Genomic DNA, 16593 nt, shown 5'->3' with positions numbered 1-16593 from the left:
AAATTATTAGTTATTTAGCTATAAACTCATAAGAGCCTGTGTTGCCTTTAAACTTCATAATGACTTTGTAAGTACCGCTCTTACTAATAGGAATATCGCCTCCGCCCGATTTTAATACTCCATCAGTATCTCCCTTACCAAAATTGGTGCTCCAACTGTTGTTCAAGCGAAATTTAATACGATTATCGCCTCCTCCTGTAAGAACTACACTGTCAATTTCCCAACGGTCATAAGCACCATTGTAGGTCATTGCAATGTCATCTTTATCTCCAAATCCTTTAGCTGCATTACCAATAAGCCCCCAAGAGTATTTTTCAACAATGATGCTTGGCTTTTTATCATCAAGGATAATTCTGTAAGTGCCATCTTCAGGAACTTTTAGATTTCCACTATTGCCTGCATTTAGCAGTTCCTTTTCTTGACCAAGGATTACTTTCTCAGGGTTTGTTTGACCTCCAAGGTTACCGCCTTTATCCCAGCTGGCTCCTTTACGTATTTTGAACTCATCAGATTTCTTTAAAGTAACATAAGCCACCTTTAGGTTGTCATCAGTATCCCAAAAAGGTATATCTGGAGTATTACCCCAGCCATTGATAGTCCCTACAACTCCCCATTCAGAAGGTTGAATAACATCCTCATAGCGGGTAGCGGTAAGTTTTTTCTCAGCTGAAGCAATCTCTTTGCTAGCGCCAAGTTTAGCTAAAACTTTTACTTTAATATCTGTAGCTACACCTGCATCAAATTTTAGTTTTGCTAAGATATTATTGAGTTCCTCTCCTGTAAGAGTTAAAGGTGATTTGGTGGCTGCTACTACAGCTTTCTGATCATTATATGAAAATTCAACTGTGTAACTCTGTACGGGTACAGGTATATTAAACTCTGAAGTTTTCCAAGACACTGTAAGTGCTTCTCCACTTGCATTATCTTTGGTGAGTACTAAGCTATTAATTGACAGTGTTGTACTTATTGTAGTGGTACTATCGTCAAGTGTAGCTTTATCTTCTTTTTCACAGCTTGTTATTGCTGTAAGCGCTAACAGTGCTATTATTGCTATCTTTCTCATCTTTCAATCGTTTTTAATATCCTTTATTTTGTTTGATGACCCCTTCTGAGTTCAAAACGATGTTTTGAGGGATAGGGTATAGGTTGCGGAAATCCTCTACCGCTCTACCGTCTTTCACACCGCCTTTGAAAGGCCAGAGATAAGAGGCAGTAGTAAACTTCCCGTGACGGATCAGGTCAGTACGGCGGAAGCCTTCCCAATAGAGTTCGCGCGCGCGTTCGTCAAGTATGTTGTCCATAGTAATACTTGTCAGCGTAGGTGCACCAGCGCGAGTGCGCAGTAAATTGACGTATTGTAAGGCTTTGGCACTATCGCCTGTAGCAAGAGCAGCTTCAGCAGCATTGAGATATACTTCTGCCAAGCGAATGAGTGCTAAGTCTGTGTCTGCATAGTTACCGCTTGGGTCTTTACCTGCTTTGCCTGCTGAGGTTACGTTCTTGAACTTAGTGATAGCATAGCCTTGTACGAACTTAGTAATATCGTTGATCTCGTACTCTTGTCCATCGGTGTAGAACATAGCGCGTTTATCAGTCCAAGATGTTGGAGGTGTGCCAGAGCCTGCAAACTTATCTACCAAACCAGCAGTAGCACGAATACCTGCCCAACCACCATTTACACCAAAGTCTTCTTTTTTCATTGAACCACCAATTGCAGCGTGGATGAGGAAGGTAGTTCCTGCCCAAGTTTGAGAGCGTAAGCCATCGAAGTTAATGGTAAAGATATTTTCTTTCTCAGCGCCGTTGGTGTCGTTATCGGCTAAGAATAACTGGCTGTATTTAGGGGCTAAGCTATAGCCAGAGTTAATTGCTTTCTCTGCGTAAGTAAGACAATCAGCATAGCGTTCTGTGCCTGTGTACACTTTTGCATTGAGGTATAAGCGTGAAAGCAAAGCCCAAGCAGCAGCTTTGTCTACCCTACCATACTCATTGGTACGAGGTTCTTTCAAGTCTGCTTCGATTTCCTTGAGTTCTTTTTCAATAAATTCGAACACCTGTTTGCGAGTAGCTTTCTCTTTCTCTGTGAGTTTTTCCTTGACATCTGTTGTGATGGCTGTATCTCCAAACAAATCCATTAGATAATAGTAAGCATAAGCACGTACAAAGCGTGCTTCAGCTACACCATATTTCTTCATTTCTTCAAATGAACTGTTCTGGTTATTTACAATGAATGCATTTGCAAATGATACAGTTTGTGCCAATCGATAGTACATTGCTTCGGTAATCCCATTGCTTGAAGTCCAATTCATATTGTGGAAATCAGGTACACCTGGGTCTGACCACGCTACTACGGCTTCATCAGTAGGCAACTCTTGGTGATAGAACAGTAAGCGGCTGAACTGTGTAGTACCTTCATCAAGCCCTTGAATATCGGGTGAATCAGAAGGACCTTTTTGCCCTGTGAGCGCCAGAGAAGCATACACTTTGGCTAAGGTTTGCTTTGCATAATCAAGATTATTCTGTACAGAACTCTCGTTGATGCTATCTGGGTCAATGGACGGGTCTTGATCTAAGTCTTTGAGACAGCTTGTTAGCGAAAAAGCTAAGGCAATCCCTGTTATGATATATTTCTTCATACTCTTAAAAATTTACATTAACACCTAATAGATAGGTTCTTGGTCGTGGATATACGTTGTTATCGATGCCTGAGGTTGCTCTGTTATTAGTATCCACAGATAATACTTCTGGGTCTAATCCTTTGTATTTAGTAAGGGTAAGTACATTCTGCATTGTACCGTAAAGGCGTACGCTGATCTTATCTTCTTTAGGGAAGGTATATCCTAAAGTGATATTATCAATCTTGAAGAAGGAAGCATCGTGCAAATACATATCACTGAGCATTGTTTGGGTAGTACGTGCTGCAAGCATTGTATCGTAGTAAGTACGTGGGGTGTTACGTAGAATATTATCGCTGTATACACGGTCAAGCGAAGCATTAGCTGAGGATACGTTGTCATATACGTAGTTGCCAAGGCTTGCACGGGTAGCGATGTTCAAATCCCAATTTTTATAGTTGAGATTGGTAGTAAGCCCCATCGTTACATCAGCATAAGGTGATTTACCCATATAGCGGTCGCTCTCATCAATCTTGCCATCACCGTTGCGGTCTACATAAGCCCCTTCAATAGGCTTTCCATCGGATCCATATACTTGTTGGTACAAGTAGAATGTGTAAGGGGCATAGCCCTCTTGGTGGCGTTGTACAGTATTACCTGTACCTCCTTGAATTCCACCTACATTTTGAATGTTGGTCAACTTCGTAATTTCATTCTTGTTATAGGCAATGTTATAGGTCAGTGTCCAATTTACATTATCATTGCGCACAGGCACAATATTTACTAAGAACTCAATCCCTTTGTTTTCCATATCACCAATATTGCTTGCGATACGGCTGCTGTAGTTAGTGAAAGGTGCTACACTGCTCTCAGCTATCAAGTCCTTAGTGAGTTTGCGGTATACATCAATACTACCAGAGAGACGGTTCTTAAAGAACCCATAATCAAGACCAATATTTACGGTGTTACCCACTTCCCACTTGAGATGTCTATTCAATCCTTCAGGGCGTGCAGTTGAAATAAACTGGTTGCCAAATTGATAATAAGCTCCGTCATTCAAGCTTCCTATATAACGGGTTAAGAATAAGTAATCACCCAAGCCATTTACGTTCCCTACTTCACCATAACCTAAGCGGAGCTTTAATTCATTAACGCTTTCACTCTCTTTTAAGAAGGTTTCATTCTTAGCATTCCACGCTAAAGCTACCGATGGAAAATAGCCCCAACGGTCATCTGGGTTGAGCTTGGATGAAGCATCTGCACGTAAGGTAGCGGTAAGCATATAGCGATCATCAAAACTGTAGTTTGCCCTACCAAAAAATGAGATTAATACATTGCGGCTTTTGTCTAACACAGGTGTGTTTATAGTCGCCTTACCATTCTTAAAATATTCATTTTTATTAGAGTCATTGGTAAATTCAAATTTCTGGTAAGAATGCCCTAACATCAGTGATAGATTACTCTTGCCTATTTCTTTCATATAGTTAGCATACGCATCAAATAAACTATTGATAGCTTCATTGCTATATGATTCATCCACACCATTAAAGTCCGCTGATGTATTAGGCATTCGAGGATCTGTTATTTTAGATCCATCACTTTTGGTATAATCAACACCAGCATTGATGGTCGCTGTGATATCCTTAAAGAACGGCAATGTATAATCCAATTTCAAGTTAGATATCACTCGTTTTACAGTTGAAGTATCTTCTTTTAATTTTAATAATGCCATAGGGTTAGTTGGTGCATTATTGTTCTTAGTACCTTTGTCAAGCCAAGTATGATAGCCACCATACTGACTGCCGTTGAAGACAGGTTGCGTTGGGTCGTACTCAATTGCTGCCCCAATAGCCCCAGGATCTGCAAAGCGGTTCTTGATATATGAGCCTGAAATGTTGAACTCTGCTCGTAATGACTTGTTAAAGAACGCTGGGGTCAATGACAACTTAGCAGTACCACGCTGGAATTTATCAGTCTTTAAAATACCATCAGCATAATTATGCCCAACAGAAAGACGATAAGGTACGGACTTCAAGTTACCACTAATGCCCAATGTAGTATTAGTGGTAGGGGCTAATTGATAGATTTCTTTCTGCCAATCAGTATTAGCAGTTCCCAAAAGTGCCTTCTGTGTATCGGTACCTGTATTGTTTACCAAAGTACGAAAGTCATCAGCTGAGAGCAAATCCACATACTTAGACACCTCATTCAAGGCAATACTCGTGTTTAAGGTTACTTTGGTTTCTTGTCCCATCTTACCTTTCTTGGTAGTGATCATAATCACCCCATTAGCAGCACGTGAACCATAGATAGCCGTTGATGACGCATCTTTGAGTACCGTCATACTTTCAATATCCTCAGGGTTGATAGAGTTGAGAATGCTACGTGAACCTCCAATAGCGCCATCATTCATCGGTACACCATCTACTACCACCAAGGGGTTAGAGTTCAGTGTGAGTGAACCTGTACCACGCACACGGATATTCTGCCCACCACCTGGTGCACCACTCGCAGAGGAGATCTGTACCCCTGCTACCTTACCTTGCAAGAGCTGGTCAGCTGAGAGGTTCTGCCCCTTGTTAAAGTCCTTGTCAGTTACCAAGTTCACCGAACCTGTAACGCCTTTCTTCTTAGCCACCCCATAACCGATGACTACCACATCGTCCAATTGCTGCATATCATTCTGCAACACGACGTTCATTGCACCCGCCTTGGCAGGCACATTAGCGGTCTTGAAGCCTACTGAGGAGATGACCAGCACCGCCCCTTTGTCTACCTTCAATTCAAATTTACCATCAAAGTCAGTGGCAGTACCGTGGTTAGTGCCTTTCACTACCACACTTGCCCCCATCAAGGGCTCACCTGCACTATCTTTGACAGTCCCTTTTACAGTGATCTGCTGTGCATAGCCAAGGCTCACACAGAAAAATAACACTGCAAACCATAGATAATACATTCCTTTCCTTTTCATATATCTATACGTGTTTAAATATTAAATCCTTTGCTTAGTAGTGAGTAGTAAGTAATGAGTAGCGAGTCTGTTCCTCACGTCTTGCCTCTCACTTCTCTCTACTTGCTTCTCACTTCTTTAATGCTAATAGCATACCCTCCGCCTTGAGCGGCAGTAAGTTTCAATTTGGTTTTAGCATTTACTTTTTGTTTGGTGATGGTATATGCCTTCGGATTGGTTTTCCAGTTGGCATCTTTGGCATCAGCGTAGATAGTAGCCTCGTACTTCTTACCTTTGTCCAAGAAGTTGAGCAGAAGCTCTGAGGTATGTCCGCCTTCGTGAGCCGTACAACCTACGTACCAATCGTTGCTGTGTTTATCTTTACGCGCAATGGTGATGTAACGTCCTGGTTCTGCTTCAAGGTATACGCTCTTTTGCCAATCTACGGGTACATCTTTAATGAATTGGAAAGCGTCCATATGCTTCTCGTAGTTCTCTGGCAAGTCGGCTGCCATTTGTAGCGGACTGTACATCGTTACATACAACGCTAATTGGCGTGCCAAAGTAGTGTGTACCTGACTGGTGTTATTAGGATTTACGTTTTTCACCTCAGTTTCGAAGATACCAGGAGTATAGTCCATAGGTCCTCCTTGCAAACGAGTGAAAGGCAAAATAGTGGTGTGGAATACTTTATTACCTCCAAAAGCCTCGTACTCAGTACCGCGAGCTGATTCGTTACCTATCATATTCGGGTAAGTACGGCAGAGACCAGTAGGGCGTACTGCTTCGTGCGCATTCACCATTATTTTGTGTTTGGCTGCTTCTTTAATCACATAGAGGTAATGATTGATAGTCGATTGGCTATAGTGGTGTTCACCCACAGGGAGGATATCGCCTACATACCCAGTTTTCACTGAGTTGTAGCCGTATTGGTTCATCAACTCGTAAGCGGCTTTCATATGGCGCTCGTAGTTGCGCGTAGAGCCCGAAGTTTCGTGGTGCATCATCAGTTTTACACCTTTAGAGTGAGCGTATTCGTTGAGAGCTTTAAGGTCGAAGTCGGGGTAAGGAGTTACAAAATCGAACACATAGTCCTTTTTGTGTCCGAACCAGTCTTCCCATCCTATATTCCAACCTTCCACAAGCACTTGGTCGAAGCCGTGTTTTGCTGCAAAATCGATGTATTTGCGCACTTCTTCGTTGGTAGCGCCGTGGGTACCATTAGGTTTGGTTTTGGTGTAATCCACCGTATTAAGGTCTACTGCAGGAAGGTCGTTGGTATAACTCCAAGAGTTTTTACCGGTAATCATTTCCCACCAAACGCCCACATACTTCACAGGTTTAATCCACGAAGTATCGGCAATAGCGCAAGGTTCGTTGAGGTTGAGGATAAGGCGTGACGCCAAGATTTTACGAGCGTCATCACTCACCATAATAGTACGCCAAGGACTGTGACAAGGGGCTTGCAAATAGCCTTTAGCTCCCTGTGCATCGGGCGTTAGCCACGATTGGAAGACGAAAGTCTTGTCGTCTAAGTTTAGGTTCATTAGCGAGTAGTCTACCAAAGCCGCTTCGTGAAGATTGATATACAAGCCGTCTTTGGTTTTCATCATTAAAGAAGTTTGTACGCCGGTAGGTGAAAAAGCGAACTGCGATACGTTTTCGGTAACAGCTTCTTTCATCAATCCGCGAATTTCGGAGAGCTTACTTTCCGTATAGTCGTATTCTTGGGTATCGTAGTCCCCAGGAATCCACCAAGCGGTGTGGTCTCCGGTCATCGCAAACTGCGAGAGTTCTTCCTCTATTACAAAATAGGTGAGTTCTTTTTGTGAAGGGAACTCATAGCGGAAGCCCACTCCCTCGTTGTACACGCGAAAACGAATGTTCATTTTTCGGTTCGTGCCTTCTTGGTTAAGGCATACCAATAGCTCATTGTAGTGGTTGAGGATTTCACTTTCCTCACCCCACACGGGTTTCCAAGTCTCTTTAAAGGTCGAAGTCTTCTTCTCTACCTCTTTAAAACCTTTCGTAAGAGGTTCTGTATCCTTTAGCAAAAACCCTAATTTACTTTCGTTTACCACCGCCTTGTTTTTATAAGCCACCTTGTAGGTAGGCGTGCCATCAGCCGTAAGGGCAAAGGTCAGTGTTACATCGCCATTAGGCGATTTCTGCGTCTGAGCCATTGTTACACAGCTCATTAACAGTGTTACTAACAAAAAAATCTTTCTCATATACTACTTTTTTTAATCTTCAAAATCGGGCGTCAAAGGTACGGCGATAATTTTAACTATGCAAATATTTTTTAACTTTTTTTTATAATTTTTTTTACTTTAAATAAACGATTCTTTACGAACTCACTGATTATAAACAAAAAAGCCTTATATAAGATTTTCCTATATAAAGCTTTTTAAAATTCTAAATATTAAAAACTATAAAAATGAACTCTCCGTTTAGAAACTCTAATCAAAGAAATCATCTAACATTGTACCAAACTCAGCCTTACACTTATAAAGTAATGTCCTCGAAATAGCTAAATTTGACTTTTCTCTATCTAATGCTGTAATAGAGAAGAATTTTCCTAAAGCAGATATCATAAACATAAAGGTTATTTTATCTGTTTCAACTAAAATAAAGTCTAACTCCAAAGAGCCCACAACTTTATTAGAGGAACCTAAAACCTTCTTCACTTGATTCACAATAGTCAAGTGTGAAGCGGATTCTTCCTCTATGAACTTTGCCACGTCATCGCTAGCAGACGCTTTTGAAAGTGTCGTGCCATCGGTGCAACTCAATATCCCGTAGAAAAGGAACCCTGGCATACCAGCTTTCATCTCTTGACAATGTGCACATCAAGCATTTGTTGTAATTCTGTACCTGTCATAAATTATATTCTTAGTTTTACAATTAAAATGAGTTATATAGTAGTTATAGTACCCATTTCTTTAAAATCCTAATTTATTTCAGGGCGCAAAATTAGAACAATTAAATTACACCTCCAAATAATTTTAACATTTTTTATATTTTCGTTACATAAAATTTTCCTAAATACCCCCCTCATAAACAAAAAAATACTTATATAAAACTATATAAATCATAGTTGGTTTTTAGAAAAATTTTCTTTATGGTTCTTTATTCTCCTAACTAATTTTTCTTTTTTAACATTCATTGAATTCTACTGTCCAAAAATCTTATTTGGCTGCAAAAATACACATTTTCACATCATAACTCTTCTATCGCATTACTCGCAATGCAATGGCATAACCACCTCCTTTTGCGGCTCTGAGCTTCAACTTGCTTTTAGAGGTTACTTTTTGTTTGGTAATGGTATAAGCCTTGGGATTATGTTCATAATCAGCATTTGCAGCGTCTGCATAAATAGTTGCCTCATACTTCTTACTCTTATCCAAAAAACTGAGTGACAGTTGCGAGCTATGCCCATTTTCATTGGATGTATTGCCTATATACCAATCATCCGAATGCTTGTCCTTGCGAGCTATGGTGATGTACTGCCCTGGTTCTGCCTCTAAGTATACACTCTTCTGCCAATCCACTGGCACATCTTTGATAAATTGAAAGGCATCGGCAAACTTCTCGTAGTTCTCGGGCAGGTCAGCAGCCATCTGCAACGGACTGTACATCGTTACATATAATGCCAACTGCTTTGCCAATGTGCTACGAGCCCAACTCTTGTTATCAGGGTTGGTATACCATACTTGCGTTTCTAAGATGCCTGGTGTATAGTCCATAGGCCCTCCTTGCAAGCGCGTAAATGGCAAAATAGTGGTATGAAAAGGCTTACTGCCACCAAAGGCTTCAAACTCAGTACCTCGTGCAGCCTCATTGCCAATGAGGTTCGGATACGTCCTACACAAACCCGTAGGACGCACTGCTTCGTGTGCATTGACCATCAGGTGGTGCTTGGCCGCCTCTTTTATAGCATAGAGGTAGTGCCCTACTGCCCACTGGCTGTAATGGTATTCACCACGTGGCGTAAGATCACCCACATAACCACTTTTCACAGCATCATAGCCATACACTTTCATCAGTTTATAAGCATCACTTAGGCGTCGCTCATAGTTGCCCGCCTCACCCGAAGTCTCGTGGTGCATCATCAGTTTTATCCCTTTACTATGGGCATAGTCATTGAGTGCTTTAAGGTCAAAATCAGGATAGGACGTTACGAAATCGTAGTCGTGCCAATTCTCCCAGCCTATGTTCCAACCTTCCACCAACACTTGGTCAAACCCGTGTTTGGCAGCAAAATCAATATAGCGGCGCACATTATCATTGTTAGCACCGTGTCGTCCATTGGGTTTGAGTTTGGTGTAATCCACCTTGTTCAAGGGCTCGAGAAGAAGTTCATCCGTATATGCCCAAGTACTCTTACCTGTGATCATCTCCCACCAGACGCCTACATACTTAATAGGGTGTATCCACGAAGTATCTTTCAGAGCACAAGGCTCATTGAGGTTGAGTATAAGGCGCGATGCCAAAATATTGCGCGCATCATCGCTCACCATCACCGTACGCCAAGGAGTGCTAAAAGGCGTATGTATATCGCCTTTATCGCCCCGAGGATCAGGTGTTAGCCACGCCTGAAACACCATCTTCTTATCGTCCAAATTCAAACTCATACACGGGAAATCCACCAAAGCAGCTTCGTGTAGATTGATATAGAGACCGTTGTCAGTCTTCATCATCAGCGCCGTCTGCACCCCTGTAGGTGAGAAGGGCGTCTGTGAGGCATTGGGCGTTACAGCCTTATCGTGCAGGGTGCGTATCTGCGAAAGGCGGCTTTCGGTGTAATCATACTCCTGAGTATCATAATCCCCTGCAATCCACCACGCTTTGTAATCGCCCGTCATCGCAAACTCAGTGAGCTCCTCCTTGATGACAAAGTACTTTAATTCTGCCTGTCGTGGGAACTCATAGCGGAAGCCTACCCCTTCATCATACACTCTAAAGCGTATAAGCATCTCGCGTCCCGTATTCTTTTGCCGTAACCTTACCGCCAATTCGTTGTAGTGATTGCGAATATGGCTCTCCTCACCCCATACAGGCTGCCAAGTTTCATCAAAAGTAGTTGTTTTCGTATCGACTACTGTGAAGCCCCTATCAAAACTCTCAATATTCTTAAGGGCAAAACCCATACGGCTCTCCTTGATTACAGGCTTATGCTTGTAATCCACTCTATAGGTAGGGGCTCCCTCAGCCGTAAGTGCAAAGGTCAGCATCACCTCACCATTAGGCGACTGCTGCTGTTGTGCCATCAACCATTGCACCATTGTAATTGCTGCAAATAACAATATTTTTCTCATATTCAGGAATGTTTTTAGTTGCTAAATTTAGGGCAAAGTTAGCACTTATTTTTATAACTGACAAATTTTTATCTTACTTTTTTAAGAAGTAAATAACTGTATATGAGGTAGCTTTTGGGTGAAAATAGTTTTTTTTAAGTAATTTTATTTGCCCTTCTCGTGTGAAATTTTACTTTTGCACCGAATTTAATAATTAAAAAACAAACACTATGAGTAATAATGAAGTAAAAAACTCAGACAAGTTTATCACCATCTTAGGGTGGATCGGTACCGCCTTATCAGTGGCAATGTACGTATTTTATATTGACACAATTCAAGGTAATTTAGCCTCTCCTGAGCACGATAGGTTTCTACAACCCTTAGCCGCAAGTGTCAATTGCACCGTCTGGACTTGCTACGGGCTCTTTAAAACACCCCGCGACCTGCCTATCGCTTTTGCTAATATGCCAGGGATTATCTTTGGGGTTGCCACTGTCATTTCAGCATTAGTGTAGCGATCAACCCCTAAAAACTAAAAAAGAAAACTACCCATAGACTAATCTTTGGATGGTCTTCTTTTGTATATGTTCCCTTATCCTTTAAGTCAACAACGACTTGGCTTTCGCATAGATTTCTTTTACTGAGAAAGCCGCATCATCAGTCTCAAAGAAATAAGAACCTTCCTCAAGTGAAGTAAATACTTTCTGCACTTTTTCACTGCAAAGTAAAGCCTTACCAAAAGAAAGCACTATGCCATTCTGGGTCAATAACCTTGCCACTGCCTCATTCTTATGAAAGCCGTGTAGCACCCACAGCTGCTTAGGTTGTATTTGTTTCTTCACACTCACGATCTCACTATAAGCCCTCACACAATGGATAATCAAAGGTAGCTCCAAGCACTCGGAAAGTGCAATTTGCTCCTTAAAAATCTGCATCTGTAATGCAAAATCAGTGTCACACATCTTGTCCAAACCACATTCTCCAATAGCAAAACAATTGGGATGCCGTGCTACAAAGTGCAATGCACGCAACTGCTCTTGCCAATCCTCACAATACCAAGGGTGTATCCCTACCGAGAAAGGCTCTTCAACCTCACAAGAAAGTGGGTATTGATTACGAATGACCAACGTACAAGCGTCAGAATGCTGCCTATGCGAATGAACATCTAAATACATCATTGCTTAGGAGTGGCAAAGAGTTGCGTCCAATAGTTACCTTTGCGCCCTATGCCCATCTCCTGAAGATTGGGGTTCATAATATTCGCACAATGTGGAGGACTGCTCAACCAAGACTTTATCACCTCACGCTCATTCTTTTGCCCTGCTGCTACATTCTCTGCCCAAGTAGTATACTTATACCCTCCCTCTCTCAATCTTCTACCTGGGGCATCCATTCCATCGCCGTGTGTAAGCTCTTGTTTCTCGTACATATATTCACTGTGCTTCTGTGCTATCTTTTCTAATTGATTACTCCATACAAGCGCTGGAGCAGGTCGGAATCTCGTACTCCCACAATTACACCCCTTAGCGCGCTGCTCATTCACTAACTTTAATAACAGATCATTACCCTTTAAGGTAGTTGTTTGCTGTTTTTGCTGAGGATTATCCTCCTTGTTGTCCTGCGCCTTGCTGCATTGCAAAGCACTTACCAAAATAACTGTGATGAATAAAAATTTTTTCATTTATATAAAAATATTAACTGATTTGTTCCATTGACATCGTCCATCGTCTTTACGTGGCACAAGAGGCGGCTTTGTTCGATAAATTTTTCATTCCTCAGCCTGTCCTCTTGTGAAATACAGATAGTGTTGAAGAGTATGCAACCCTTTCGGGTAAGGCGTTGCAGGAGAATGTTTGAAAAACTTCTGCGGAGGACGAACGGCGGTATTTTATCGTCCTGAAAAACATCTACGATGATGAGCTCGTAGCGCGATTTGTCTTCCTTGGCAAAGCGATAGGCATCGGCACATATTATTTGCAAGTTTTCGATTTCATCTAAGTGAAATACGCGCTTGCTGAGCAGTATCATTTCCGGATCGATATCCACACCGGTGATTTTCCCCCTACAACGGATCTCTTCAGTAAGGCTTCGCACAACGCTGCCCCCCGCCAGCCCGAGCACCAAAATATTGTCCATCATTCGCACTCTGTCGGTGCCGATCTGCTGTAATCCTCTGAGGAGAATCCGTTGCAGACTTCCGTAGGAATAATTTGTGTGGGCGGTGTCCAAAACCAACTTCCCACGGTGTAAATTTAGCTCAATTTTGCCACTAAATGCCGAATCGACTGTCTCGATATTGATAGGAAATAGATAACTGAGTAATTTTCGTAACATTTTTAGTTTATTTTCTTAATTATATGTTTTAAGGGACAGCTGATCGCCGTTAAATTCCCCGTAAGTGTAGTAATTGATCCAATCGCCTGTATTAATATAGGTAGAATGGGGTTCCAATGTGATTTCTAAGGGCAAATGTCGGTGTCCGAAGAGGAAAAAGTCGTAATGTTTTGTTTTTAATTTCTCTTTGCAGTATTGCACGAGCCATTCTTGGTCGTCACCGAGGTATTTTACATCTTCTTTGCCTGAAATGAGCTTGTTTTTTACCGAAAGATACTGTGCGAGGCGCACTCCTACGTCAGGATGAAGCCAACGGAAAAGCCAACGGCAGAAAGGATTGGTAAAAATCTTCTTCATACGTTTGTAACCTTTATCTCCTGGACCAAGACCGTCCCCGTGGCCAATGAGGAAGGTTTTCCCTGCGCATTCTACCTCTAACGGGCGGCGAAACACGGGGATGTTCAGCTCTTTTTCGAAGTAATCGTCCATCCACAGGTCGTGATTTCCTACGAAGAAGTAAATCGGAATGCCACTGTCGCGTATTTCGGCGAGTTTGCCCAAAGTGCGAACGAAACCTTTCGGCACCACTGTTTTATATTCAAACCAGAAGTCGAAAAGGTCGCCCAGCAGGAAAATGGCCTCTGCATCGGGCTTTATTTCGTCTAAAAACCGCACAAATTTCTCTTCACGAGGTCTGCTCAAGGCTGCTGTGGGCGCGCCGAGGTGATTATCGGAAGCGAAGTAGAGTTTTTTGCCGTTTTTAAGTTCTATTTTCATTGCAGTTCTTGAATGTCTTTATTTAGAAAGTCAAGGTCAATTCTGAATCTACCTTTTCCATTTGTATATACTATTACAAAACCTTGTACATTAATCTTAGCTTGTATTACATTAGCATCTATACCATAAATATCAGCCCAGTAACGTGGTAGACGTTTATTCTTTTTATCATAATAACAGAGATAAGCGTGCTGCTTAGTAGCTTCCGATGTTGGTGGCAAACTATATGGATATGGTGACGCCGTTACTTCCTTATCAAAAACAAGCACACCATATTTACCTCTATTTTCTAATTTATATAAATCATATTTATTGATCACCTTCCATTTCTCTGCTTCAATGCTGAACGCTTTCCAGTTCTTACGTATTTCCTCCATACTAATCTCCTCATTCCCTTTTTGATAAATGACCCAACAAATCAGAAGAAAGAGTATTGCGAAATAAATGATGTAAATCATCTTCCTAACTCCTAATTTCTACTTTCCTTACTCATTATCCCTTGCATACCACTCTGCATACGAACTATCCGTCTCTTGTAGTCTCACTGAAAAGAGCGTAATATGTGATGGTAGTTCTTCAGCAATGCGCTGAGCAAAGTCAACTACTAAGTTCTCACTCGTTGGCTGGTAGTCTACCTTTATAATACGATGCCCTTTGGCTTGTAGCTCATCAGCGAGCACCCTGTGTGGCGACTGAGCGTTAAATACCATAGCGTGGTCAAATTGCTCAATAATCTTATCATTGACAATACGTTTGAGATCGCCAAAATCAATTACCATACCACACTTTATATTTTCAGCATCAGCAATAGGCTCTCCTATCACCGTTACCCACAGTTTATAACTGTGTCCGTGAAGGTTCTTACACTTACCATCATAGCCGTATAATGCGTGCCCTGCCTCAAAGTCAAATTTCTTAGTGATGCGTATTTTTGCCATTCTTCAACTTGTTTTAGGTTGCAAAGATACAATAAATATCGCAATACAGAAAAGGTGGGACTTGTAAATATATTAAAAATCTATATTTGCCATTATATAATAAGGTGTATAAATAAAAAAGGATGCCCTTCCGAGCATCCTTTCTTATTTAAATTTTAATTAACTATTTTATCAAGTTAATTTCTACACGTCTGTTGAGTTCTCTACCTTTCTTAGTCTTGTTAGACGCAATTGGTTTGTCAGGACCGAAACCTTTTGCAGTAAGGCGACCTTCATCAATACCTTTTTCAATCAAGTAAGCCTTAACAGAGTAAGCTCTGTCTTCAGAAAGCTTAATGTTCTTAGCTCTCTTACCTGTGATGTCAGTATAACCTTCAATTGAGAACTTAGAGTTTTTGTATTTGTTCAATACATCAACGATTTGGTTCAAGATAGTTGCTGACTGTGGTTTGATAGTTGCTTTACCTACATCAAACAAGATTGTCTTAGCATAAGAGTTCAATTGATCTTGAACTTCCTTAGTTACTTCAGGGCAACCTTTGTTTTCAACAGTACCAGGAACATCTGGACATTCGTCATCTTTGTCAAGAACGCCGTCACCATCTGTATCTGGCCAAGGGCAACCGTTGTTTTCCTTAGGACCTGCTACATCTTTACATTGGTCGAGGTTATCTGGTACACCATCACCATCTGTGTCAGGGCAACCGTTGAATTCAGCAAGACCTGCTTCATCTGGACAAGCATCGTCTTTATCAGCGATACCGTCACCATCACGGTCAGGACAACCTTTCAATTCTGGCTTACCTGCTTCATCTGGGCAAAGATCGTCTTTGTCAGCTACACCATCACCATCACGGTCTGGGCAACCTTGAAGTTCTTTCTTACCTGGTTCATCAGGACAAGCGTCATCTTTATCAGGCACACCGTCTTTATCACGGTCTTTCACACCAAACTTAATAGTGATACCTGCTGCGTGTTGGAAGTAATCCTCAGTAGATTTTGACTTAAATGTAGGGTTGTAAGTAGTCTGTAAGTTCAAACCGATGTTCTGGGTCAACCAAAGGTTCAAACCACCACCGCCTAAGCCGCGTAGTTTCCCTTCATCATCAATTGAAGCATAACCACCACCTACTTGCAAGTAAGGGTCAAACCATCTTGCACCTTTCCAAAGAGAGTTCAAGTGATACTGTACTCTTAAATCTGCAGCCCAGAATGAGTAGTCTACTTTCTCAGCATCTTTTACATAACCATAGCCTTTTTCGATCTTGTTCAATGATCCTGCTATTTCTGCCGAGAAACCTTTCCCAATATATCTACCTACTGAAAGACGTGATACAGCAGGAAGAATATTGATATCACTCGGTCCACCCCAGTCCTTTAATACTTCTCCAAAATCTTCTGGAGTACGAATATCAACTGAGTTAACTCCAAATCCTATTTGCCAAGGATTGTTTTCATCTTGCGCTTGAACTGCTACTGTAAAGGTGGCAGCCAAAGCAAATAAAGTTACTTTGATTTTCTTCATACTTAAAAATGAATTTGATTACTATTTTAATTTTGGCGCAAATATAGGCATTATTTTAATACAAATACAATTTATGCCAATTTTTTTTTATAAATTTAATTTTTTTTGAAATTTAATAAGTCGCTTACACAGTGCTTTTTACTTGTATAAAAATATG

The 16593-nt window shown here is 41.4% G+C and carries 13 protein-coding genes and 1 pseudogene; 1 reads left to right on the top strand and 13 read right to left on the bottom strand.

The genetic code is table 11. The features are described 5' to 3' along the window. Positions 1-10: 10 nt before the first annotated feature. The 6 genes and pseudogenes from AXF12_RS02090 to AXF12_RS02065 form a co-directional block, all read right to left on the bottom strand. Complete coding sequence (locus AXF12_RS02090; protein ID WP_066427995.1) at positions 11-1063, bottom strand: SusE domain-containing protein; 1053 nt, start codon at positions 1061-1063, stop codon at positions 11-13. A 13-nt stretch (positions 1064-1076) separates the two neighbouring features. Then, the gene (locus AXF12_RS02085; RefSeq protein WP_066427994.1) at positions 1077-2636 is read right to left on the bottom strand and encodes a RagB/SusD family nutrient uptake outer membrane protein; all 1560 of its coding nucleotides are present in this window, start codon (positions 2634-2636) and stop codon (positions 1077-1079) included. Positions 2637-2640: 4 nt separating this feature from the next. Then, positions 2641-5586, bottom strand: a complete 2946-nt coding sequence (locus AXF12_RS02080; RefSeq protein WP_066427993.1) for a SusC/RagA family TonB-linked outer membrane protein — start codon at positions 5584-5586, stop codon at positions 2641-2643. Between the two features lie 98 nt (positions 5587-5684). Further along, positions 5685-7796, bottom strand: coding sequence for a glycoside hydrolase family 97 protein (locus tag AXF12_RS02075; protein ID WP_066427992.1), 2112 nt, complete (start codon positions 7794-7796; stop codon positions 5685-5687). A gap of 228 nt (positions 7797-8024) precedes the next feature. Beyond that, positions 8025-8446, bottom strand: a pseudogene (locus AXF12_RS02070) (hypothetical protein). 349 nt (positions 8447-8795) lie between these two features. Continuing rightward, positions 8796-10883 carry a glycoside hydrolase family 97 protein gene (locus AXF12_RS02065; RefSeq protein ID WP_066427991.1) on the bottom strand — a complete coding sequence of 696 codons (2088 nt, stop codon included), beginning with the start codon at positions 10881-10883 and terminating at the stop codon, positions 8796-8798. Between the two features lie 209 nt (positions 10884-11092). Here AXF12_RS02065 and AXF12_RS02060 point away from each other — a divergent pair, with 209 nt between their 5' ends. Next, positions 11093-11377: a hypothetical protein gene (locus AXF12_RS02060; protein ID WP_066427990.1), complete on the top strand. Its 285-nt coding sequence runs from the start codon at positions 11093-11095 to the stop codon at positions 11375-11377. An 84-nt stretch (positions 11378-11461) separates the two neighbouring features. On the opposite strand, the gene AXF12_RS02055 is transcribed toward AXF12_RS02060, so the two are convergent. From AXF12_RS02055 to AXF12_RS02025, 7 genes are all read right to left on the bottom strand, one after another. Then, positions 11462-12040, bottom strand: coding sequence for a TatD family hydrolase (locus tag AXF12_RS02055; RefSeq protein ID WP_317045044.1), 579 nt, complete (start codon positions 12038-12040; stop codon positions 11462-11464). Further along, the gene (locus AXF12_RS02050; RefSeq protein ID WP_066427988.1) at positions 12037-12543 is read right to left on the bottom strand and encodes a CAP domain-containing protein; all 507 of its coding nucleotides are present in this window, start codon (positions 12541-12543) and stop codon (positions 12037-12039) included. Before AXF12_RS02050 ends, AXF12_RS02055 begins: the two co-directional genes overlap by 4 nt. After that, positions 12540-13196 (bottom strand): spermidine synthase, encoded by a 657-nt coding sequence (locus tag AXF12_RS02045; protein WP_066427987.1) that lies wholly within the window; start codon positions 13194-13196, stop codon positions 12540-12542. The genes AXF12_RS02050 and AXF12_RS02045 overlap by 4 nt, the downstream gene beginning before the upstream one ends. Before the next feature lie 15 nt (positions 13197-13211). Continuing rightward, on the bottom strand, positions 13212-13973 hold the full coding sequence (locus AXF12_RS02040; RefSeq protein WP_066427986.1) for a UDP-2,3-diacylglucosamine diphosphatase: 762 nt from the start codon (positions 13971-13973) through the stop codon (positions 13212-13214). Continuing rightward, on the bottom strand, positions 13970-14431 hold the full coding sequence (locus AXF12_RS02035) for a hypothetical protein (RefSeq protein ID WP_066427985.1): 462 nt from the start codon (positions 14429-14431) through the stop codon (positions 13970-13972). Before AXF12_RS02035 ends, AXF12_RS02040 begins: the two co-directional genes overlap by 4 nt. A gap of 27 nt (positions 14432-14458) precedes the next feature. Beyond that, positions 14459-14911 carry a 6-pyruvoyl trahydropterin synthase family protein gene (locus AXF12_RS02030; protein ID WP_066427984.1) on the bottom strand — a complete coding sequence of 151 codons (453 nt, stop codon included), beginning with the start codon at positions 14909-14911 and terminating at the stop codon, positions 14459-14461. 163 nt (positions 14912-15074) lie between these two features. After that, on the bottom strand, positions 15075-16436 hold the full coding sequence (locus AXF12_RS02025; RefSeq protein ID WP_066427983.1) for an OmpA family protein: 1362 nt from the start codon (positions 16434-16436) through the stop codon (positions 15075-15077). Positions 16437-16593: the final 157 nt, after the last annotated feature.

Source organism: Capnocytophaga haemolytica (assembly GCF_001553545.1).
Classification (GTDB): domain Bacteria; phylum Bacteroidota; class Bacteroidia; order Flavobacteriales; family Flavobacteriaceae; genus Capnocytophaga; species Capnocytophaga haemolytica.
This window is presented reverse-complemented; position numbering and strand designations above follow the sequence as displayed.

What these genes read in the sequence shown, in the direction of transcription:
- AXF12_RS02090 (WP_066427995.1), bottom strand. Translation starts at nt 1,063, where the DNA reads ATGAGAAAGATAGCAATAATAGCACTGTTAGCGCTTACAGCAATAACA.
- AXF12_RS02085 (WP_066427994.1), bottom strand. Translation starts at nt 2,636, where the DNA reads ATGAAGAAATATATCATAACAGGGATTGCCTTAGCTTTTTCGCTAACA.
- AXF12_RS02080 (WP_066427993.1), bottom strand. Translation starts at nt 5,586, where the DNA reads ATGAAAAGGAAAGGAATGTATTATCTATGGTTTGCAGTGTTATTTTTC.
- AXF12_RS02075 (WP_066427992.1), bottom strand. Translation starts at nt 7,796, where the DNA reads ATGAGAAAGATTTTTTTGTTAGTAACACTGTTAATGAGCTGTGTAACA.
- AXF12_RS02065 (WP_066427991.1), bottom strand. Translation starts at nt 10,883, where the DNA reads ATGAGAAAAATATTGTTATTTGCAGCAATTACAATGGTGCAATGGTTG.
- AXF12_RS02060 (WP_066427990.1), top strand. Translation starts at nt 11,093, where the DNA reads ATGAGTAATAATGAAGTAAAAAACTCAGACAAGTTTATCACCATCTTA.
- AXF12_RS02055 (WP_317045044.1), bottom strand. Translation starts at nt 12,040, where the DNA reads ATGATGTATTTAGATGTTCATTCGCATAGGCAGCATTCTGACGCTTGT.
- AXF12_RS02050 (WP_066427988.1), bottom strand. Translation starts at nt 12,543, where the DNA reads ATGAAAAAATTTTTATTCATCACAGTTATTTTGGTAAGTGCTTTGCAA.
- AXF12_RS02045 (WP_066427987.1), bottom strand. Translation starts at nt 13,196, where the DNA reads ATGTTACGAAAATTACTCAGTTATCTATTTCCTATCAATATCGAGACA.
- AXF12_RS02040 (WP_066427986.1), bottom strand. Translation starts at nt 13,973, where the DNA reads ATGAAAATAGAACTTAAAAACGGCAAAAAACTCTACTTCGCTTCCGAT.
- AXF12_RS02035 (WP_066427985.1), bottom strand. Translation starts at nt 14,431, where the DNA reads ATGATTTACATCATTTATTTCGCAATACTCTTTCTTCTGATTTGTTGG.
- AXF12_RS02030 (WP_066427984.1), bottom strand. Translation starts at nt 14,911, where the DNA reads ATGGCAAAAATACGCATCACTAAGAAATTTGACTTTGAGGCAGGGCAC.
- AXF12_RS02025 (WP_066427983.1), bottom strand. Translation starts at nt 16,436, where the DNA reads ATGAAGAAAATCAAAGTAACTTTATTTGCTTTGGCTGCCACCTTTACA.